The sequence below is a fragment of the Roseibium sp. FZY0029 genome (assembly GCF_036350355.1).
Lineage (GTDB): Bacteria > Pseudomonadota > Alphaproteobacteria > Rhizobiales > Stappiaceae > Roseibium.
Map to the genome: position 1 here is coordinate 216,179 of NZ_JAZDVZ010000006.1, position 20,723 is coordinate 236,901.

Below are 20,723 nucleotides of genomic sequence, written 5' to 3' on the forward strand. Positions count from 1 at the left end.
GAATAAGTTAAACCGGACCATCGCTGAGCACATTAAATCCTATTCATGGAATGAATACGTTAGCGTATTCGACGACCCGGGCGCTTAGCCTGGGATAGTCTACTCCTTTCTCAAGAAAGCTTTGAAGAATACTTATAATCAATAGCACTGCGCTATTGAAGGGGGCTGTTTTGCAATTTGACGGTGGATATGCAGGAAACGTGACTGCGCAGGAGGCCTTTGAAGGCCTGGCCGAGCAGCAGAACGCAGTTCTTGTCGACGTGCGGACACAGGCGGAATGGTCCTTTGTCGGACTGCCGGATCTTCGGCCGATCGGCAAGGAGCCGATCCTGGCGGAATGGCAGAGCTTCCCGTCGTCAGGGCCCAATCCCGGCTTCGTGGAATCGGTTTCAGATCATTTGGTCAAAAAAGGGCTTGACCGGAACGCGCCAATCTATTTCTTGTGCCGCTCCGGAGCACGGAGCCAGGCAGCTGCGATCGCCCTGACGCAGGCCGGCTACGCCAAATGCTTCAATATCTCCGATGGTTTCGAGGGCCCACTCGGTCCGGACGGCCATCGTGGGACCCAATCCGGCTGGAAGGCCGCCGGATTGCCCTGGATTCAAAGTTAGTTACCCTGCCCATCGACAGGGTCGGGTGAAGGGAGCGATCCCTTCGCCACATAAATAACCGTCCCAAAAGGGACATTATAATGCTGCAAAAGTAGCAAGGCGTCGAAGAGCGGCTGTGGCGGACTGCTCTTCACATATACAGGAGGCAGATGACATGCAGGTTCAGGAGGCAGGCGGCTCCGAACAGTGGAAGCGGGTGAAAAAGCAGCTTCGCGCAGAATTGGGCGATGATGTTTTTACAAGCTGGTTTGCACGCGTAGACCTTGAGGAACATCAGGACGGCACTGTCCGCCTGTCTGTTCCGACCCGGTTTTTGAAACAGTGGATTCAGAACAATTATAACGACCAGTTGATGGGCCTCTGGCAGCGCGAGTGCGACAATGTTCACCGCATCGAGCTGACAGTGCGCGGTGCAATCCGCCCGCGTCAGACCCCGATTGCAAAGCCGAGCCTTGCAGCGCCCCAGGGCAGCAAGCCGGCAACGACCGAAAATCGTGTCGACGCCCTCTCCGATGCGTCCCAGGTTACCCGGGCCCAGGCGGCAACGGCAGCTCTTGGACGTGGCGAGACCAGCTCAGACAACGCCCGTGACGTGCTGCAAGGTGCGGCGCTCGACCCGAAATACACGTTTGAGACCTTTGTCGAAGGCGAGTCCAACAATCTGGCTCTGGCTGCGGCCCGTCAGGTTGCCGCCGGTGGCGCGGTCACTTTCAACCCGCTCTACCTGCATGCCTCCGTCGGTCTGGGCAAAACCCACCTGATGCAGGCCGTTGCTGCAAAGGCCCGCGCATCCGGGCGCAAGGTGCTCTACCTGACGGCTGAGCACTTCATGTATAAGTTCGTAGCCGCCCTGAAGTCCCAGTCCGCGCTGGCCTTCAAGGAGAACCTGCGCACGATCGACCTTCTCCTGATCGACGACATGCAGTTCCTTCATGGCAAACAGGTGCAGCAGGAGTTCTGCCACACCCTCAACGCTCTCATCGACGGGGCCCGTCAGGTGATCGTGGCTGCTGACCGCGCGCCTTCCGAGCTGGACACGCTCGACGACCGCGTCCGCTCTCGCCTGTCCGGCGGCCTGGTGGTTGGCATTCAGGAACCGGATTTCGCACTGCGCCGGAATATTCTGGCCACCCGTGTGGAAACGGCCCGCAGGAACTACCCGCAGTTCGACGTTCCGGACAGCGTGCTGGACTATGTCGCGCGTCACGTTGCCTCCTCCGGCCGCGACCTTGAAGGGGCTCTCAACCGTCTGATCGCGCACAATCAGCTGACCAATCAGCCGATCACGCAGGAAATGGCTGAGATGACCCTGCGCGATCTGGTTCGCTCCAGCGAGCCGCGCCGGGTGAAGATTGAAGACATCCAGCGGGTGGTCTCCAAGCACTACAACGTCACCAAGGCGGACCTGCTGTCTGCACGCCGGACCCGGACCATCGTCCGCCCTCGTCAGATTGCCATGTATCTTGCCAAGGTCATGACACCACGCTCGCTGCCGGAAATCGGCCGCCGCTTCGGCAACCGGGACCACACAACGGTTCTGCACGCCGTGCGCAAGATCGAGGAAATGGCGCGCGCCGACTACGCCCTGGCGCAGGAGCTGGAACTGCTGAAGCGCATGCTCGACGCCTGAGGCGAAGGGCCTCGGAAACGGCTCGAATGCGGGTGCCCGGCCGATTTCAATCGGGCATCCGCCGACCTGCTCCCGGCACTCGGCAAGGTAAGGTTAAAATACACGATATTCTACCAAAATTGGGGGCGTTCAGGCTGAACGCCCCCTTGCTTTTGCAGCCGGTTAAGGGCAGTGTCGTCCACCCCGCTCCACACCGGAGCCAAGAATATTCAATCAGCCCGGCAGCTCAGCCAGGCGTTTCATGAGTACGGAACGAGAGTATGAAAGCGACCCTCGAGCGGACCGACCTCCTCAAGTCCTTGACCCATGTTCACCGCGTGGTGGAACGCCGGAATACCATTCCGATCCTGTCGAACGTTCTTCTGCGCGCCGATGGCGGCGCGATCAATCTGAAGGCAACGGACCTCGACCTGGAAATCGTCGAAAGCGTGCCGGCCATGATCGAAATGCCGGGCGCAACCACCGTTCCGGCCCATATGTTCTACGACATCGTGCGCAAGCTGCCGGAAGGCTCGCAGGTGGTGCTGGAAACCACCAGCGACAACGCCACGCTGGAAATCCGCGCCGGCCGCTCGAAGTTCACCCTGCAGATGCTGCCGGAAACCGACTTCCCGGACCTGACGGCGGGCGACTTCAGCCACAGCTTCTCGCTGACCGGTGCCGACATCCGCAAGCTGATCGACGCAACCCAGTTCGCGATCTCGACCGAAGAGACCCGTTACTATCTGAACGGTATCTACCTGCACACGGTCGACGCCGGGTCCGGCCTCCAGTTCCGCGCGGTTGCCACCGACGGCCACCGTCTGGCCCAGGCCGAAGTGCCGGCACCGTCCGGCTCGGCCGGCATGCCCGGGATCATCGTGCCGCGCAAGACCGTCGGCGAGATCCAGAAGCTGCTCGAAAGCCCGGAAGCCAGTGTCCAGGTCGAACTTTCCGACACCAAGATCCGTCTCACGACCGGCTCCGTCATCCTGACGTCCAAGCTGATCGACGGTACCTTCCCGGACTACGGCCGCGTGATCCCGCAGAACAACGACAAGGAAATGCGCGTCGACCGCGACGAGTTCAAGGAAGCCGTCGACCGTGTGTCGACAATCTCCTCCGAACGCGGCCGCGCCGTCAAACTGTCGCTGACCGAAGGTCGCCTGGTGTTGACGGTGAACAATCCGGACTCCGGCAGCGCGACGGAAGAACTTGCCGTCGAATATGATGCCGAGCCGTTGGATATCGGCTTCAACTCACGCTATCTGCTCGACATTGCCAACCAGCTTTCGAGCGATACGGCTCTGTTCCGTCTTGCGGACAGCGGGTCTCCGACCCTCATTCAGGACAACACGGTCGACGACTGCCTATTCGTTCTCATGCCGATGCGCGTCTGAGTCAGGCGGCGTGCCAAAACAGTAGCGGAAGTGGGGTCATGACAGATTACCGGACGGCGCAGCTGACCCGTCTGTCCCTGACCGACTTCCGCAACTACAGCGCCCTGACGCTGCCGCTGATGGCCAAGATGGCCGCCTTTGTCGGTCCCAATGGCGCCGGCAAGACCAATATCCTGGAAGCCATATCATTTCTGACAGCCGGCCGCGGTCTGCGCCGCGCAGCGCTTGCGGACATCGCCCGCAAGGGTGGCGACGGCAGCTGGAGCGTTGCCGCAACCGTGCTTCTGGACGGGTTTGAAACCAGGATCGGAACCGGTCTCGTGGCCGGGACGTCCGGACGCAAGGTGCGTATCGACGGCGAGGAGGTTCGGGGCTCGGAGAGTCTTCTGGACTATATGCGGGTGCTCTGGCTGGTGCCGTCGATGGACGGGCTGTTTACCGGTCCGGGCTCCGACCGCCGCCGCTTTCTCGACCGGCTGACGCTGGCGATCGATCCGACCCACGGACGCCGCGTGAGTGACTTCGAAAACGCCCTTCGGCAGCGCAACCGGCTTCTCGACCAGGGCGGCTCCGATGCCTATCTGAGCGCACTGGAACAGCAGGTGGCCGAACTCGGCACCGCTGTGTCAATCGCCAGAACGGAAACCGTTGACCTTCTCAGCCGCATGATCGCCGGACAGGCCGCGCAGGATCTGCCGTTTCCCCATGCCTCCGTCTGTCTGGAAGGGGCTTTCGAGGCAGAGACCGCAGGGCTGAGTGCCTCCGACAGAGAAGACCGCTACCGCCAGATGCTGCAGGACGGCCGACACCGCGACCGGGCTGCCGGACGAACCCTAAATGGACCGCACCTGAGCGATCTCACTGTTCTGCATGCCGCCAAGGCCATGCCGGCGTCGCAATCCTCGACCGGGGAACAGAAGGCGCTGCTCATAGGCCTTATCCTGGCCCATGCCGAGTTGACGGCGAAAGTCTCTGGAATGACGCCCGTTCTGCTGCTTGATGAAGTGGCGGCGCATCTCGATCCCGACCGCCGTTCGGCGCTGTTTTCGAAGCTGGAGTCCCTTGGCGGACAGGTTTTCATGACCGGCACGGACGAGGCCCTGTTCGAGGCATTGCCAACCGAAGCGGAAGTCTTTGAGATCCGCGAGCACCAGGGACGGCTGCTGGAGCGGAGCAAGGCCCCTTAAATCCGCCGGAATCTTATGGTTTTCCACCAGAATCCCTTCGCTGGCTTGCCTATGGCCGGCACGTGGTTGAACGCCCGCCGGAACCCCGTATAACGGGGTTGGAAAAGATAAATCGATTGGTGATTGATTCGCATGAGCGACACGTCCACGCCCGACAACAGCCCGACCCCCGAAACCAGTGGCGGTGCCGAATATGGCGCCGACAGCATCAAGGTTCTCAAGGGCCTCGATGCCGTGCGCAAGCGGCCCGGCATGTATATCGGCGACACCGATGACGGTTCCGGTCTGCACCACATGGTGTACGAGGTGGTCGACAACGCCATCGACGAAGCGCTTGCCGGCCACGCCGACCATGTGACGGTGACCCTGAACCCGGATGGATCGGTTACCGTTTCCGACAACGGCCGCGGTATTCCGACCGACCTTCACTCCGAAGAAGGTGTGTCGGCGGCGGAAGTCATCATGACCCAGCTTCATGCCGGCGGTAAGTTCGACCAGAACTCCTACAAGGTCTCCGGCGGTCTGCACGGTGTGGGCGTTTCGGTGGTGAACGCACTGTCGACAAAGCTGGAGCTGCGCATCTGGCGCAACGGGCAAGAGCATTCCATGACATTTGCCCATGGCGATGCTGTGGCGCCGCTGAAGGTGGTTGGCCCTGCCAACGGCAGGAAAGGAACCGAGGTCACCTTTCTGCCGTCACCGGAAACCTTCACCAAGACCGAATTCGATTTCAGCACGCTGGAACACCGTCTGCGCGAACTGGCCTTCCTGAACTCCGGCGTCCGCATCATCCTGACGGACAAGCGCGGTGTTGAGGACAAGGTCGAGGAGCTGTTCTACGAAGGCGGTCTGGAAGCCTTCGTGCGCTATCTGGACCGGGCCAAACATCCCTTGATCGAAGCGCCGATCAACATGCGGGCCGAACGCGACGGCATCACCGTCGAAGCCGCCATGTGGTGGAACGACAGCTATCATGAGCACGTTCTGTGCTTCACCAACAACATTCCGCAGCGCGACGGCGGCACCCACCTTGCCGGTTTCCGGGCAGCACTGACCCGACAGGTGACCGGTTATGCCGAAGCCACCGGCCTGATGAAGAAGGAAAAGGTGAACCTTTCCGGCGATGACTGCCGCGAAGGCCTGACCTGCGTTCTTTCCGTCAAGGTGCCGGATCCCAAGTTCTCGTCCCAGACCAAGGACAAGCTGGTTTCCTCCGAAGTGCGGCCGGTCGTCGAAAACCTGATTTCGCAGATCCTGAGCGAATGGCTCGAGGAAAACCCGGCCCCGGCCAGGACCATCGTCTCCAAGGTGGTGGAAGCGGCCTCGGCACGTGAAGCTGCCCGAAAGGCGCGCGAGCTGACCCGCCGCAAGGGCGCTCTCGATATCGCCTCCCTGCCCGGCAAGCTTGCCGACTGCCAGGAGCGCGATGCCTCCAAGGCCGAACTCTTCCTGGTGGAGGGTGATTCCGCAGGCGGCTCGGCCAAACAGGGCCGTCACCGGGAAAACCAGGCCGTGTTGCCTCTGCGCGGCAAGATCCTCAACGTGGAACGTGCCCGCTTCGACAAGATGCTGTCCTCCAACGAAATCGGAACGCTGATCACCGCGCTCGGCACCGGGATCGGCAAGGAGGAGTTCAACGTCGAGAAGCTGCGCTACCACAAGATCATCATCATGACCGATGCTGACGTCGACGGCGCGCACATTCGAACCCTGCTGCTGACGTTCTTCTTCCGTCAAATGCCGGAGTTGATCGAGAACGGCTACATCTATATCGCGCAGCCGCCGCTCTATAAGGTCAAGCGCGGCCAGTCCGAGCAGTATCTGAAGGACCAGAAAGCACTGGAAGACTATCTGATCGGCCAGGGCCTGGACGAAGCCTCCCTGACACTGGCAAACGGCGAGGTTCGCACGGGCCAGGACCTTCGCGCGGTGGCCGAGACCGCACGCACGATTTCAGAGATCTTCGACGGTCTGCATTCGCGCTACAACCGGGATGTGGTCGAACAGGCCGCCATTGCGGGTGCGCTGACACCGGAAATCCTGGACGATCAGGGCAAGGCAGCGGAAGCTGCCACCTATATCGCCCGGCGCATGGATATCCTGGCAGATGAGTTTGAACGCGGCTGGAACGGTGAAGCGCGGGACGACGGCAGTCTGGTGTTCAAGCGGATGGTCCGCGGTGTGCAGGAAGTTGCCACCATCGATGCCGCGCTGCTTGGCTCCACAGACGCCCGCCGCCTTGCAGCTCATGCTGCTCACCTGAACGAGATTTACGGCAAGGCTGCCGTTCTGCGGCGCAAGGATATCTCCACCGAAATTCGCGGACCTCGTGCCCTGCTGTCGCAGATCTATGCTGCCGGCCAGAAGGGCATCTCGCTTCAGCGCTATAAAGGCCTTGGCGAGATGAACCCGGAACAGCTCTGGGAAACCACGCTCGACCCGAATGTCCGCTCCCTGCTGCAGGTGAAAGTGCGCGAGGCGGACGACGCCGACGATATCTTCACCAAGCTGATGGGCGACGAGGTCGATCCGCGGCGCGAGTTCATTCAGGAAAACGCACTGGCCGTGGCCAACCTCGACATCTGACGTCTTCCGGAACAACAGACAAAAAGAGCGGCGCCTGGCGCCGCTCTTTTTGTTTGCGTATCAGGTTTTCATCAGGCGCCGGGCCAGGGTTCTGGATGGCCGAAGTAAAAACCCTGTGCCGCCTCGATGTCGAGTTCGCTCAAAAGCCTCGCCTCCTCGGCTGTCTCCACATGCTTGGCAATCACCTTGATGCCGAGTTCATGCGCGGCACGGACCAGGCCGTTCAGGATGGCGGCCTTCGCCGGTGCTTCCACAACCTGCTGGGTCAGGCTCGATTCAAGCTTCAGCCAATCGACGCGCAGGTTGGTCAAGCGCGACAGCACGGGCCAGTGACCGGCAAAGTCGTCGATGGCGGTCTGGCAGCCAAGTTCGTTCACGAACCGGAAAAACGCCTGCACGCTGGCAGGTTCGCGCAGAAAATCCTTCTCCGCGATTTCAAGACACAGTCTCGACGCCAGCAGCGGATTGACCGACAGCCGATGGTACAGGCCATCACGGAAATTCGGATCGCGGGCGGAGTCAGCCGAGACGTTCATCGTCAGGATGGTGCGGTCGGACTTGCGCTCGGCCGCATCCAGCACCTTGTCCAGGGTCCAGGCATCCACCTTCGCAATGAAACCGGAACGTTCGGCGGCAGTAATCCAGGCCCGCGAAGACAGGCCGCGCGCACGGTCCCCTTTGAGGCGCAAAAGGATTTCAGATCCCCAGGGCCTTGCCTGCTTCAGGCAGACAATCGGCATTGCGTAGAGCGTCAGCTCATTTCCGCGGAAACTGCCCGGCTCAGGCAGATCGACCAATTCGGCGCCCGCCCCTTCGAAATCCTGTGGCTGGACCGAGTGAACCTGCACCGACCGGCCGCCAAATCGCTTGCCGCGCAAACAGGCCCGGTCCGCCAGGCCCAGGAGCGCGGCCGCATCGCCCTCGTGCAACTTGATGCCGCCGTCGAGAAAGGCGACCCCAATGGATCCGCCGATTGTGAAGACGCGGTCACCGACCTCCAGGCGGATGCGGTCGAAGGCACCCAGAATTTCCTCGGCAATGTCCAGGGCCGCTTCCTCATTGGCCACCGGCACCATGCCTGCAAATTCATCGCCGCCAATCCTCGCAGCGGTGCCGAATTCGCCCAAGGTCAACCGCAGGCCGGCAGCAACACGCAAAAGCATGTCGTCACCCGCATCATGACCGCCAAGGTCGTTGACCTTCTTGAATTCATCGAGATCGATATAAAGAACGGCGAGGCCGGTTTCCGTGTCGGCCGAAAGCCGCGTCAGCTCGCGTTTCAACGCCTTGGTAAAGGCGCGGCGGTTCTCCAGACCCGTCAGCGGATCGAGATAGGCCAGGCGCCTGTTCTCAGCGGTTTCCCGAGGGCAATCGACATTGCGCCGAATGACAGCCATGGACGCGCCGTTGTTCGGTCCTCCCTGCCCTGCCCCGGGAATGGGAACGACCCGCACTTCGCACATCAGGCGGTCAGCGGCATGGCCGGTCGACTGAAAGCTTCTGCTTTCGGGAATATAGATGGTCTGAGGCAATTCGCCTTCCAGATTCGCCAAAGCTTCGGCCAACAGGTTCGCATCGTAATCGCTGCCGATCAGCTGCAGAAGCTTTTCGGCCCTTGCCTCGACATCTTCAGAGCTGCCGAAGACCAGGACATCGTCCGGAAAATGCTCCAGAAGATCGAGATCCCGCGATGCTGCTCCGGAACCTGGCGCGCTTGCAACCGGTTCGGCCACGGCAACCATCTCTTCCTGGCCGTTTTCCTCCAGTTCGAACTGAACGAGAACTGCCTGACGCTCCCCCGGTAGAGAGACAAAGGACGTGCAGATCATATGGTGGCAGAATGTTTCTCCCGATTGCAGCACGATCGCGCCGCTTGCCTGGGCCGGCACGCCGCCGAACGCCGCCGAGAGGACCGGTTCGCACCGACGCCAGCTTTTTTCCGAAAGAAGAGCCGGCAGGCTGAGCGGAACCGGCGAGACACCTTTTGCGGCACAAAGCGCCTTCATTTGCTGGTTGTGAACCAGAACGTTGCCGTTCGGCGCGACATAGGCTGCAGCATGAGGAAGCACCTCCAGAAGGGAGGTGTGGAAGCCTGTAAGAGTATTGTTTTCTGCACGACCGGATTGTTCCAGCCGGTCACTCAAGAACCGATGGCTGACTTGCACCAGACCGCCCTTTCAAAATTACCGTTAGGTTGGCGCTAATCAATACACTTGCGCCGTCGCTATGAAAAATTACTAACACAGTTCAGTTTTTAAAATTGAAACAGAAAAACTACCCACAACTCTTAGGATTTTTATAGTAAACAAAAATTTAATCCAGTTACTTCCAATGTATTTAAAATTTTATTATTTCTTTATACTAATGCCGCATTTGACCTGAAAAACTGCCACATTTTCATCATCCTCAAGACTTAAACGCGCCGCTACGGAATGTTACCAGCGTCATCACGAAGCTATGTTTACGATCTATCGGAGCGGGTTGTCCCGTTCCAGGGGGACTATCATGAAGAGAAATGTGCTCGCACGGCACCTATCGCGCGTCGCGCTCGGTGGTGCTCTGCTTCTGGCAGCCGGTGCCTTCACCAGCGCCCAGGCAGGTGTCTATCAACAATGTGGAAAAGCGTCCTGGTACAAGCTCGGCGGCACCACCGCCAGCGGGGAGCGCGCCAACCCGAGCCAGCTCACCGCAGCTCATAGAAGCCTGCCTTTCGGCACGCTGGTGGATGTCACCAATCTTGCAAACGGCAAGACCGTCACCGTCCGGATCAACGACCGGGGACCTTTCGCCAAGGGGCGGGTTATAGATGTGACCTGGGCCGCAGCAAAAGAGCTCGGCTTTGTCCGCAAAGGCATCACGCGGGTAAAACTTTCCAGCAAATCTGGAAAAGTTTCTTCCGAATATAAGCAAATTTGCCAATAAAATTTCCGAACTACAGATGCCATTGCTTTGCGGCAATGGCGTTTCTGATTTGCGGAACAACATTAAAGCTCTGAATTTAATAAATTAATTTATACCGCACTTTGTTTCATGTTTAACTCAGTATGAATAACGATCAGTCGCATTACAGTGAATCAAAAAATAAAATATTTTACGGTAATGACAATCCGGAAAGATGCCGCTAGAGTTGCGGCCGTGGTCGATGGGGCCACGTGCACAGTAACTTTATTCGCGCAGTCTAACGGCTGCGCGTTTTTTTTGTGATACTGGTCCTTATCTCGCAAATGGCAGAAAACGGCGCTCGAAAGGCGCTGCTTGCGCAGGTCCGGAAATTGAACCCTCAGACCTCTTCGCCATCGAAAAGCCGTTTGCGAAAGTCTGACGCACTTTCCTTCAGGTCCTTTTGCCGGCTTTCCTTCATCCTGTCCCAGGATGCATAGGGCTGCGCAAGGCGCGGGTTGTCACGCAGCACCTTCCTGTTGCGATCCAGAAAATCCCAGTAAAGCGCGTTGAACGGGCAGGCTCGCGGCCCGGTCTTCTCACGAACGTCATAGAAGCAGTTCCCGCAATAATCCGACATTTTGTCGATGTAGTTGCCGCTTGAGACATAGGGCTTTGAGCCAAGCAGCCCGCCGTCGGCGAACTGGCTCATGCCAATGGTGTTGGGAGCCTCGACCCATTCGTAGGCATCCGCGTAGACCATCAGATACCACTCATGCACGTCCTTCGGCCTTATTCCGGCCAGGAGCGCGAAATTACCCGTCAGCATCAGTCTTTGAATGTGGTGCGCGTAAGCTTCTTCCAGTGTCTGGCCAATGGCTTCGGCAAGACAGCGCATGCGGGTCTTTCCGGTCCAGTAGAAGTCCGGCAACGGCCGGTTCGCGCCAAGTGCGTTGCTGTCGATATAGTCCGGCATTTTCAGCCAGTAGATACCGCGCACATATTCGCGCCAGCCGACAATCTGCCGGATGAACCCTTCGGCCGCGTTCAGCGGAATCTTGTCCGCCTGCCAGGCCTCTTCCACCTTCCGGCACAGCGCCTTGGCATCCAGCAGGCCGGCGTTCAGATAGGCCGACAGGACCGAATGGAACAGGAATTTCCGGTCCCTCAGCATGGCGTCCTGATAGGTTCCGAAATCAGCCAGCGCCTCCGTCAGGAAATGGTCGCAGGCTTTTTCGGCGTCCTTGCGGGTCACCGCAAACCAGAATGGCTCCAGGTCGCCGATATGATCTGAAAACCGCTCGCCGACCATCTCCAGCACCTCCCGCGTGATCGCGTCGGGCTTGAAGTGTTTCGGCTCGGGCATGAAGAGGTCCGGCTTTGCCGGTTTGCGGTTGTTGGCGTCATAATTCCATTTGCCGCCCGCCGGTTTGTCGCCGTCCATCAGCAAACCGGTCGAACGGCGCATTTCCCGATAGAAATATTCCATGCGCAATTGCTTGCGACCATCCGCCCAGGCCCGGAAATCCGCAACCGTTGAAAAAAACCGCGTGTCTGTCAGGATCTCCACCGGCAGGCCGAAGGCATCCGACCACGCGCGCATGTCCTCCAGAACCCGCCATTCGCCTGGCTCGGTGACGAGTATCTGCTCCGGCTGCAGGCGGCCACAGGCGCGCTCCACCTCTCCCTTGAAGCTGCCGGTGTTGTCCGGGTCGTCCAACTTGACATACTCAACGCTCCAGCCGGCTTGCCTCAGCTCCTCGGCAAAATGGCGCATTGCTGAAAACAGGAAGGCAATCTTCTTCTTGTGATGGCGCACATAGGTGGCTTCCGCCATGACCTCGGCCACCAACACCGTGTCGCGGTCCGGATCTGCCCGCTTCAAGCTGGAGAGGTCGGTGCTCAACTGGTCCCCCAGCACAAGGACCAGCGATCGGCATTTTTCTGTCTTGGTCATCGGTCTCTGCAAAGATCAGGTCGTCTGCCTTCCTACGCACCAACCTTGCCGCCCTATCACTTCGCCAGTCATTTTTTCCAACTGACAGTATGACCCGATATTCAGCCTCACTTGATAACGGCAAAGCTTCGCCCCAGTGTTTCCCCGGGCTCAGTGTTTCCCAGGGCTTTGATGTCACGCGCACACGTCAAACCCGCCGCAGGCCAGCAAAAAAGCCACCACCTTTCGGTCCCGCAGCCGCGCCGATATCTTGTCCAAAATGTCAAAAAGCAATTGCCCCGGATCGCCGGATCTTGTATCAGACCCCTCTATCCGCCGCGCAGCCCTTGCGCGCGCGAAGAGCACCCGTAGCTCAGCTGGATAGAGCGCTGCCCTCCGAAGGCAGAGGTCACAGGTTCGAATCCTGTCGGGTGCGCCATTTTCCTCATTGTTAGGCCATGAGACATAGGTAGCGGTTTGTTCCGGAGACATGGGTTCAACCTCGTGCTGAACGGGGTGTCGATTGCCTGTGGTGTTCTCTGCTCCGCGTTGATGTTTGCCAGATCAGAACTCGAGACGCTGATCGGCCAGGTTTCCTCCTCTCTTTCCTTGATCGAGTGTTTTTCTTCGCGCGTTCGTCTTCGATTTGACGAGGCGGTGATGTTACCCTAAAAGAGAATTTATGATTCTCTTTTAGGGTTGGATAGCTCCGATGTCAGATGCGTCTCTCTATGTTGATCTTGATGCCACCGGCCAGGCTGAACTGGTCCGTTCAGGTGAGGTGGAGCCGAGGGAATTGCTTGAGGCTGCCAGGCGCAGGGTAGAACGGGTCAATCCGTTGCTGAGTGCGCTGGCATCCGTCGACTTCGACCTTGCGGAAGAGCAGGCGCAGCGGTGTGACCGGAGTGGTGTCTTTGCCGGGGTGGCAACGCTGGTGAAGGATCTGAGTGCCTATCCCGGCCTGCCTTGCGAATATGGATCACGCTTGTTTCAGGGCTATGTGGCGCAGACGTCCTCGCCTTACATCGATGCACTCACGGCCTCCGGCCTTGTCGTCTTCGGCAAGTCCACGACATCCGAGTTCGGCTTGATGGGGACCACCGAAAGTCTGGCAACTGGCGCCACACGAAATCCGTGGGATCCAACCCGTTCAACGGGTGGATCATCCGGCGGTGCGGTCGCAGCGGTCGCCGGCGGCATCGTGGCGGTTGCACATGCTTCGGATGGCGGTGGCTCGATCCGCGGTCCTTCCTCCCACACCGGTCTGTTCGGCTTCAAGCCAAGCAGGGGGCGAACAGTGCAGGCCGATGTCCCTCCCGAAGCGCCGACGTGGAACATCCTCAGCGAGCATTGCGTCAGCCGAAGCGTTCGCGACAGCGCCGCGTGGCTGCGCGTCACCGAGACCGAGACACACAATCTGGAAGCCGATGACGAACTGCGCGAAAATTGCCCGAGACTGCGAATTGGTGTCCACGCCCGTGATTGTTTCGGACAATACGCCGAGAAGGAGGTTCTTGAGATCTTCGAGCAGGCGAGCGCACTCTGCGCCTCGCTCGGTCATGAAATCGTGCCAGTCGAAATGCCCCTGATGCCGGACGGGGCCGGTGTGGAAGCCGTTCTTGATCTCATGTCCGCGTCGGTTTTCGGGATCCTGGCGAAGATCGAGCAAATGACCGGAGCCAAACCTCCCTTAGAGGCACTCGAGCCCTATACACGGATGCTCGCGGAGCGAGGAGAGACGCTTGATGCGCGCAGTATGATCGCCGCGCAGAAAACACTGGCCGAGTTGGGGGCTTTGGCGGCTCAACCGCTGAACGATGTCGATGTGCTGTTGAGCCCGACCATTCCGTTTGCCGCATTTCCCTTGGGAACCTATGCGCCGGACGCGCCTGTTGAGCGACTGAAACAGCTTTTCCAGCGTTCAGCTGCCTATACGGCGCCGGCCTCGCTAAGCGGATGTCCGGCAATGTCGGTGCCGCTGTTCGAAGGGCGCTCCGGGCTTCCGATAGGGAGCCATTTCGTGGCCCGGAAGGATCAGGACGCCCTTCTGTTCCAGTTGGCGTTTCAACTGGAACAGGCCCGTCCGTGGGCACCGCGCCTGCAAAGCCTGTCTCGAAAGCTCGGCTGATGGTGCAGGTCCTCAAGGAAGAGCTGCGCGAGGCTATCCTGAAAAGCGCAGCAGAGGTCTTCGCCGAACAGGGCTTCAAGGATGCGCGCCTTTCCGACATTGCAGCGCGTGCCGGCACAAGCACCAGCAATCTCTACAAGTATGCCAAGGACAAGGCCGCCCTGTTCGACCAGGTGGTTCCAAAGGCGCTCGCCGAGCGGTACGCCGGCATCCTGGAACGACGGGTGTCCGAGTTTTCGGGGCGTCCCGATTGGCAAGCGTTGACCCACACAGGCTCACGCGAAGCGGCGGATCTTCTGCATTTCTGGATCGCTCATCGTCATGTCGCCGTGATCCTGATGAGCCGCGGGGGTGGAACGGCCTACGAAGCATTCGGCGCGCGCATGGTCTCGATGATGGTCGAAAGCACGCTGGCCAACAGCGATGCGGCGAACAACGGGCCTCATGTGCGGATGCTTCTGGAACAGATCTTCACCAACACTTTGACGACACTCTCCAGTATTCTCATGCGCTTTGAAAAAGAGGCGGATATCACCGCCGCGGTTTCCATGTTCTGGCGCTTTCAACTGGCTGGTCTGACGGCGCTCCATGAAGATGCCACCGAAAGCAAACAGCCCCGGTGATGACCGGGGCTGAGCAATTTAACGGTCTTCAAAACAGGCCGGTTCAGAACTCCAGCGCACGGTCGCCGTCGGCATCCTTGATGCGGGTCGGCAGGCCAATGCGGTTGAGGATGGCGAGGAAGGGATGCGGCGGCAGTTCTTCCACGTTGGCCATCTTCTTCACGTCCCATTCACCGGTCGCGATCAGCATGGCGGCCGCGACGGGCGGAACACCGGCGGTGTAGGAAATGCCCTGGCTGCCGACTTCCTCATAGGCTTCCTTGTGGTCTGCCACGTTGTAGATGAAAACCTCGTGGTCCTTGCCGTCCTTGGTGCCCTTGACGAAATCGCCGATGCAGGTCTTGCCGGTATATTCAGGTGCCAACGAAGACGGGTCCGGAAGACACGCCTTGACGACCTTCAGCGGTACAACCTCCTGCCCTTCGGCCGTCATGACCGGCTGTTCGGACAGAAGGCCGATGTTCTTCAGAACGGTGAAGACGTTGATGTAATGCTCGCCGAAGCCCATCCAGAAGCGGACGTCCGCGCCGTCCATGTTCTTTGAAAGGGAATGCACTTCGTCATGGCCGCAGAGATAGGCCATGCGCTTGCCGACCACCGGCAGGTCGTATTCCTTGCCGATCTCGAACATCTTGTTTTCCTGCCACTTGCCTTCCTGCCAGGAATAGACCGTGCCGGTGAATTCGCGGAAGTTGATTTCCGGGTCGAAGTTGGTGGCGAAATAACGCTGGTGGCTGCCGGCATTGATGTCGACGATGTCGACGTCGGTCACCTTATCGAGATAGTCGTCCTTGGCAAGGCGCGCATAGGCGTTGACGACGCCCGGGTCGAAACCAGCGCCCAGAATGGCGGTAACGCCCTTGGCGGCGCACTCCTCAGCCCGTTTCCATTCGTAGTTCGCATACCAGGGCGGGGTCTCGCAGATCTTGCCCGGCTCTTCGTGAATGGCGGTGTCGATATAGGCGGCACCCGTCTCCAGACAGGCACTGAGCACGGACATATTCAAGAAAGCGGTGCCGACGTTGATGACGATCTGCGCGCCGGTCTTGCGGATCAGGGCGCAGGTGGCAGCTATATCCAGCGCGTTGAGTTCATGTCCTTCCAGAACACCCGGCTGCTTCAGGGCCTTCTTGGCATGCACGGTTGCGATGATGTCGTCGCATTTTGACTTGGTGCGCGAGGCAATATGAATATCGCCGAGAACATCGTTGTTCTGTGCGCACTTATGCGCCACCACCTGAGCGACACCTCCGGCGCCGATGATGAGAACAGTCTTTTTCATTTGATAAAGATACCTTCCTTGGACCTTCGGGGTGTTAAGGGTTCAAGTCTCAAGACAGACTTTGTTCGTAGTCCTGGTATGAAAACTCACGAACAACGCGGACCGTTCCGTCCACTTCCTTGACCGCAATCGCGGGCATTTTCACGCCATTAAACCAGTTTTTCTTGACCATCGTGTAACCCGCCGCATCCTGAATGGAAACCCGATCACCGGTCTTGAGTTCGGCAGGGAAGTTGAATTCGCCGAATATGTCGCCGGCAAGGCAGGACTTGCCGCAGATCATGTAGCTGTGCGGACCTTCGTTCGGTGCCACCTTTGCGGTTTCCCGGTAGATCAGCAGGTCAAGCATATGCGCCTCGATGGAGGCATCGACGATGGCAAGGTTCTTGCCGTTGAACAGCGTGTCGAGGACCGTGGTCTCCAGCGTTGTCGATCGGGTGATCGATGCTTCGCCCGGCTCCAGGTAGACCTGAACGCCATATTTTTCGGCGAAAGCCTTGAGGCGGTCTGCGAAAAGGTGGAGCGGATAGTCGTCTCCCGTGAAGTGGATGCCACCGCCAAGGCTGACCCATTCCGCCCGGTGCAGAAGGGCACCGAACTTTGTCTCGATATCGCCGAGCATACGGTCGAACAGGGAAAAATCGGCATTTTCGCAGTTGTTATGGATCATGAAACCACTGATCCGGTCCATGACCTTCTCGATCTTGGCAACGTCCCATTCGCCGAGGCGCGAGAACGGCCGGGCTGGATCGGCAAGGTCGAAGCTGGATGAGCTGACCATCGGGTTCAGACGCAGGCCGCGCACGATGCCGGCGGACTTGTCGGCGAACCGCTCCAGCTGGCTGATGGAGTTGAAGATGATCTTGTCGGCATGGGAGATCACGTCGTCAATCTCGTAATCGGCATAGGCCACGGAGTAGGCGTGGGTTTCCTTGCCGAAGCGCTCGTGCCCCAGACGGACTTCGTTCAGCGAGGACGAGGTGGTGCCGTCCATGTAGTCGCGCATGACGTCGAACACACACCAGGTGGCAAAGCACTTGAGCGCCAGCAGGGCCTTGGCGCCGGACTTCTCGCGCACATAGGCGATCTTCTCCATGTTGCGGAGCAGCTTTGCCTTGTCGATCAAATAATAGGGTGTGTCGATCATCTCAGTCTGTCGCCATCGTTGCCCGCAGCCGGTGGAGGCCACGTGGACAGGTGATTGGGAGCGATTGCGGTAACTCCGGTTATCCGGACCGGCCTGTCCGCCGACAGGCGGTCCAGCGTCGCTGCGCGCGTGACGGATACCGTTTTCCGGCACGGCCTTGCAAGGGCCTGAGGCGTCTTTCTTGGCACTGCCGCCTCACTGAAGAAGCCTGCAGCAGGGCGTTCCGCCAGCCTGCTATGCCATGTGTGAATAGGGCGCAGAACAGTTATGCAAAAATAGGAGGCAGATTGGTGTTTTGACTCATTGAATTCTTAACTTTCCTCCCGTATTTGTCCGGCAGATCAAATATTCACCAACCCGCTCAAGTAGCGTGCATTTCTGGAGGTCGGTATGACCCGGGACGATCTCATTCGCGAATACAGGACACACAGCGGTTCATGGCCGGCACTTGTCGGTGTGTACGCTGTTATCGTGGGTGCGATGGCTCTCTCCGGCTACATGATGGTCGGTTGATCCCGCACGCCTGACGAAAGACACCGCAGCGTTTCAATCACCCCCGGAGTTATCCGGGGGTGATTGCGTTTTTGCGGCCGGTAAACCGCGTGCCGTCATACGTCGGCGGCTTCACCAATGGCGTCGGTGCCGCGTTCTTCCAGAAGCGTTGTCAGCCAGTTCGGATCCATTTCGGGAACCGAAGACAGAAGCAGATCCGTGTAGGGGTGATGCGGCGGCGTGAACATCTTGTCCTTCGGCCCCTGTTCGACCACCTTGCCTCGCTGCATCACCACCACTTCATCCGCGATGGAGCGCACCGTTGCCAGGTCGTGGGTGATGAACATATAGGCCAGGTTGAACTCCTGCTGCAGCCGGTCGAGCAGCTTCAGGATGCCTTCCGCCACAAGCTGATCGAGCGCGCTCGTCACCTCGTCGCAGATGATGAAGGACGGATCGGCCGCCAGCGCCCGTGCAATGCCCACACGCTGTTTCTGGCCACCGGAAAGTTCCGGCGGATAACGGTTGTAGAACTTCGACGGTTCCAGCTCGATCAGGTCGAGCAATTCGTCGACACGGCTTTTCAGTTTCGCACCGTGCAGTCCGCCATAGAACTGGGCAGGCCGGCCGATGATCTCGCTGATCTTGATCTTCGGATTCAGCGCGGTATCGGCCATCTGATAGATCATCTGCGCCTGGCGAAGCTGATCCTTGCTGCGGTCCTGATAGCGCGGCGGCAGCGGTTCGCCCTTGAACAGGATCTGCCCCTTCGTCGGCGGCAACAGGCCGGTGATGCAGCGCGCGGTCGTGGACTTGCCCGACCCCGATTCGCCGACGACGGCAACCGTCATGCCCGGATAGATGTCGAAGGAGACATCGTCCAGAACCTTGGTCTTGCCATAGGCGGCATCAATGCCCTGCACCGACACGATCGGGATCGCATCGGGATCCGACGGCCGCTCCTTCTGCGGCCGTTCAAAGCTGCGAACCGCCCAAAGGCTCTTGGTGTAGTCTTCCTTTGGCGAACCAAGCATCTCCTCGGTTGGGGCCTCCTCGACCTCTTCGCCTTTCAGAAGCACCTTGATGGTGTCGGCCATCTGCGCCACCACCGCCAGATCGTGGGTGATGTAGATCGCAGCCGTGTTGAACTGATCGACAATGTCCCGGATCGCCGCCAGAACCTCGATCTGTGTCGTCACGTCGAGCGCGGTGGTCGGTTCATCGAAGATGATCAGATCCGGCCGGCAGGCCATGGCCATGGCGGTCATGGCGCGCTGCAACTGGCCACCGGAAACCTGGTGCGGGTAGCGGAAGCCGATTTCTCCCGGGTTGGGAAGACGCAGCCGCTCATAAAGCTGCATGGCGTCTTCCTGCGCCTCGACCCGCTTCTGGATGCGGTACTGGATCGGCGCTTCCGTATGCTGGTCGATGATCCGGTGCGCCGGGTTGAACGAGGCCGCCGCCGACTGGGCGACATAGGCGATGCGCGAACCGCGCAGCGCCCTGAGGTCGCTTTCCGGCGTCGTTGTCAGCTCCATGCCGTCGAACTCGATCGAGCCGCCGGAAATCCGACAGCCATCGCGGGCAAAGCCCATGGCGGCCAGACCGATGGTCGACTTGCCGGCACCGGATTCCCCGATCAGCCCCAGCACCTCGCCCTTGTGAAGGGTGAGATCGACACCATGAACGATCTCGACCCATTTCTCGTCGGAATACCCTTCGATCCGGAGATCGGAGATCCGAAGCAGAACGTCTCTTTTCGGCACCATTCTCATACCTCCTTCAGGCCGGAAGACCGGAACAGCATCCAGTCGACGACAAAATTCACAGCAACGGTCAGAAGCGCGATGGCTGCTGCCGGGATCAGCGGTGTCATTTCGCCAAATGAGATCAGCGTCGCATTTTCACGCACCATGGAGCCCCAGTCCGCGGTCGGTGGCTGAATGCCGAGCCCCAGGAACGACAGGCCGGCGATGAGCAGGAACACGAAGCAGAATTCCAGACCGAATTCCGCGATCAGCGGCGCTGTCGAGTTCGGCAGGATTTCCCGACGGATCAGGTACCAGGTGCCTTCACCGCGCAGCTTGGCCGCTTCGATGTAATCCATCACCACCACGTTGCCGGCAACCGCTCGGGTGAGACGGAAGACGCGCGGCGAATAGATGATCGCGACGACCATCACGATCACCGCCAGGTTTGTGCCGAAGATACTGAGCATCAACAGGGCGAAGATCAGCGACGGCACGGACATGATGACGTCGGCAATCCGGCCGGCCAACTGGTCGAACCAGCCGCCTTTTGTGGCAGCGAGCAGACCTGCCAGCGCCCCCATGATGAAGGCCAGCAAGGTTGCCAGCAGCGCGAGCCCGACAGAGTTGCGCGCCCCATAGATGATGCGGCTGAACATGTCTCGGCCGAGCTGGTCGGCGCCCAGAAGCATGGTCTCGTCCGGCGGCGCAAAGGCCGAAGAAATCACCTCCGCTTCCCCGAAGGGGGCAATGACAGGCGCAAAAACCCCGGCAAGGGCGTAGGTGAAGATCACGAACATGCCGAAGGCGGCCGTGAGCGGTGCGGTTCGCAGTTCCTTGGACACCCCTTCGGGGGTGATGATGATCAGGAATTCACGGAACGCATAGGATGTCCCGGCTGCGAGCGCCAGAGCGCCTGCGGCCGTGGTGATGAACCGCAAGGCCGGAGCACCACCGATGATCCCGGTGATGAAGGAAATCATCGTCAGGGAGAAGACAAGAATGAAGATATTGCGCTTGTTGAAATAGGCTGCCAGGCAGGAAGCCCCGATCAGCAGCGCATAGTAGCCGATAACGAATGTGCTCATGTCGCT

14 protein-coding genes and 1 tRNA gene are annotated in these 20,723 nt (G+C 59.4%); 9 read left to right on the top strand and 6 right to left on the bottom strand.

All coding sequences use genetic code 11. The annotated features are described in order from the left end of the window. Window positions 1-200: 200 nt before the first annotated feature. From V1T76_RS18795 to gyrB, 5 genes are all read left to right on the top strand, one after another. Window positions 201-611 carry a rhodanese-like domain-containing protein gene (locus V1T76_RS18795; RefSeq protein WP_330562169.1) on the top strand — a complete coding sequence of 137 codons (411 nt, stop codon included), beginning with the start codon at window positions 201-203 and terminating at the stop codon, window positions 609-611. Between the two features lie 154 nt (window positions 612-765). Next, on the top strand, window positions 766-2,241 hold the full coding sequence (gene dnaA, locus V1T76_RS18800; protein ID WP_330562170.1) for a chromosomal replication initiator protein DnaA: 1,476 nt from the start codon (window positions 766-768) through the stop codon (window positions 2,239-2,241). 260 nt (window positions 2,242-2,501) lie between these two features. Continuing rightward, window positions 2,502-3,620 (top strand): DNA polymerase III subunit beta, encoded by a 1,119-nt coding sequence (gene dnaN, locus V1T76_RS18805; protein WP_330562171.1) that lies wholly within the window; start codon window positions 2,502-2,504, stop codon window positions 3,618-3,620. Between the two features lie 38 nt (window positions 3,621-3,658). After that, window positions 3,659-4,807, top strand: a complete 1,149-nt coding sequence (recF, locus tag V1T76_RS18810; protein ID WP_330562172.1) for a DNA replication/repair protein RecF — start codon at window positions 3,659-3,661, stop codon at window positions 4,805-4,807. Between the two features lie 132 nt (window positions 4,808-4,939). Next, complete coding sequence (gene gyrB, locus V1T76_RS18815) at window positions 4,940-7,393, top strand: DNA topoisomerase (ATP-hydrolyzing) subunit B (protein ID WP_330562173.1); 2,454 nt, start codon at window positions 4,940-4,942, stop codon at window positions 7,391-7,393. 71 nt (window positions 7,394-7,464) lie between these two features. On the opposite strand, the gene V1T76_RS18820 is transcribed toward gyrB, so the two are convergent. Then, window positions 7,465-9,558, bottom strand: coding sequence for a bifunctional diguanylate cyclase/phosphodiesterase (locus tag V1T76_RS18820; RefSeq protein ID WP_330562174.1), 2,094 nt, complete (start codon window positions 9,556-9,558; stop codon window positions 7,465-7,467). A 340-nt stretch (window positions 9,559-9,898) separates the two neighbouring features. Between V1T76_RS18820 and V1T76_RS18825 the strand changes: the two genes are divergently transcribed. Then, window positions 9,899-10,315 (top strand): septal ring lytic transglycosylase RlpA family protein, encoded by a 417-nt coding sequence (locus tag V1T76_RS18825; RefSeq protein WP_330562175.1) that lies wholly within the window; start codon window positions 9,899-9,901, stop codon window positions 10,313-10,315. A 358-nt stretch (window positions 10,316-10,673) separates the two neighbouring features. On the opposite strand, the gene V1T76_RS18830 is transcribed toward V1T76_RS18825, so the two are convergent. Then, window positions 10,674-12,230: a cryptochrome/photolyase family protein gene (locus V1T76_RS18830; protein ID WP_330562176.1), complete on the bottom strand. Its 1,557-nt coding sequence runs from the start codon at window positions 12,228-12,230 to the stop codon at window positions 10,674-10,676. A gap of 341 nt (window positions 12,231-12,571) precedes the next feature. Between V1T76_RS18830 and V1T76_RS18835 the strand changes: the two genes are divergently transcribed. From V1T76_RS18835 to V1T76_RS18845, 3 genes are all read left to right on the top strand, one after another. After that, window positions 12,572-12,648, top strand: a tRNA-Arg gene (locus tag V1T76_RS18835). 273 nt (window positions 12,649-12,921) lie between these two features. Beyond that, window positions 12,922-14,337 (top strand): amidase, encoded by a 1,416-nt coding sequence (locus V1T76_RS18840; protein ID WP_330562177.1) that lies wholly within the window; start codon window positions 12,922-12,924, stop codon window positions 14,335-14,337. Beyond that, the gene (locus V1T76_RS18845; protein WP_330562178.1) at window positions 14,337-14,960 is read left to right on the top strand and encodes a TetR/AcrR family transcriptional regulator; all 624 of its coding nucleotides are present in this window, start codon (window positions 14,337-14,339) and stop codon (window positions 14,958-14,960) included. Before V1T76_RS18840 ends, V1T76_RS18845 begins: the two co-directional genes overlap by 1 nt. Before the next feature lie 43 nt (window positions 14,961-15,003). Here V1T76_RS18845 and V1T76_RS18850 read toward each other — a convergent pair whose 3' ends face one another. The 4 genes from V1T76_RS18850 to V1T76_RS18865 form a co-directional block, all read right to left on the bottom strand. Next, window positions 15,004-16,242, bottom strand: coding sequence for a saccharopine dehydrogenase family protein (locus tag V1T76_RS18850; RefSeq protein WP_330562180.1), 1,239 nt, complete (start codon window positions 16,240-16,242; stop codon window positions 15,004-15,006). A gap of 49 nt (window positions 16,243-16,291) precedes the next feature. Continuing rightward, window positions 16,292-17,389, bottom strand: a complete 1,098-nt coding sequence (locus V1T76_RS18855) for a carboxynorspermidine decarboxylase (RefSeq protein WP_330562181.1) — start codon at window positions 17,387-17,389, stop codon at window positions 16,292-16,294. A 608-nt stretch (window positions 17,390-17,997) separates the two neighbouring features. After that, window positions 17,998-19,650, bottom strand: coding sequence for an ABC transporter ATP-binding protein (locus V1T76_RS18860; protein ID WP_330562182.1), 1,653 nt, complete (start codon window positions 19,648-19,650; stop codon window positions 17,998-18,000). Between the two features lie 2 nt (window positions 19,651-19,652). Next, window positions 19,653-20,717 (bottom strand): ABC transporter permease, encoded by a 1,065-nt coding sequence (locus V1T76_RS18865; protein ID WP_330562183.1) that lies wholly within the window; start codon window positions 20,715-20,717, stop codon window positions 19,653-19,655. Window positions 20,718-20,723: the final 6 nt, after the last annotated feature.

Coding starts and splice junctions, on each gene's coding strand:
- dnaA (WP_330562170.1), top strand. CDS start 766: ATGCAGGTTCAGGAGGCAGGCGGCTCCGAACAGTGGAAGCGGGTGAAA.
- dnaN (WP_330562171.1), top strand. CDS start 2,502: ATGAAAGCGACCCTCGAGCGGACCGACCTCCTCAAGTCCTTGACCCAT.
- recF (WP_330562172.1), top strand. CDS start 3,659: ATGACAGATTACCGGACGGCGCAGCTGACCCGTCTGTCCCTGACCGAC.
- gyrB (WP_330562173.1), top strand. CDS start 4,940: ATGAGCGACACGTCCACGCCCGACAACAGCCCGACCCCCGAAACCAGT.
- V1T76_RS18825 (WP_330562175.1), top strand. CDS start 9,899: ATGAAGAGAAATGTGCTCGCACGGCACCTATCGCGCGTCGCGCTCGGT.
- V1T76_RS18830 (WP_330562176.1), bottom strand. CDS start 12,230: ATGACCAAGACAGAAAAATGCCGATCGCTGGTCCTTGTGCTGGGGGAC.
- V1T76_RS18840 (WP_330562177.1), top strand. CDS start 12,922: ATGTCAGATGCGTCTCTCTATGTTGATCTTGATGCCACCGGCCAGGCT.
- V1T76_RS18845 (WP_330562178.1), top strand. CDS start 14,337: ATGGTGCAGGTCCTCAAGGAAGAGCTGCGCGAGGCTATCCTGAAAAGC.
- V1T76_RS18850 (WP_330562180.1), bottom strand. CDS start 16,242: ATGAAAAAGACTGTTCTCATCATCGGCGCCGGAGGTGTCGCTCAGGTG.
- V1T76_RS18855 (WP_330562181.1), bottom strand. CDS start 17,389: ATGATCGACACACCCTATTATTTGATCGACAAGGCAAAGCTGCTCCGC.
- V1T76_RS18860 (WP_330562182.1), bottom strand. CDS start 19,650: ATGGTGCCGAAAAGAGACGTTCTGCTTCGGATCTCCGATCTCCGGATC.
- V1T76_RS18865 (WP_330562183.1), bottom strand. CDS start 20,717: ATGAGCACATTCGTTATCGGCTACTATGCGCTGCTGATCGGGGCTTCC.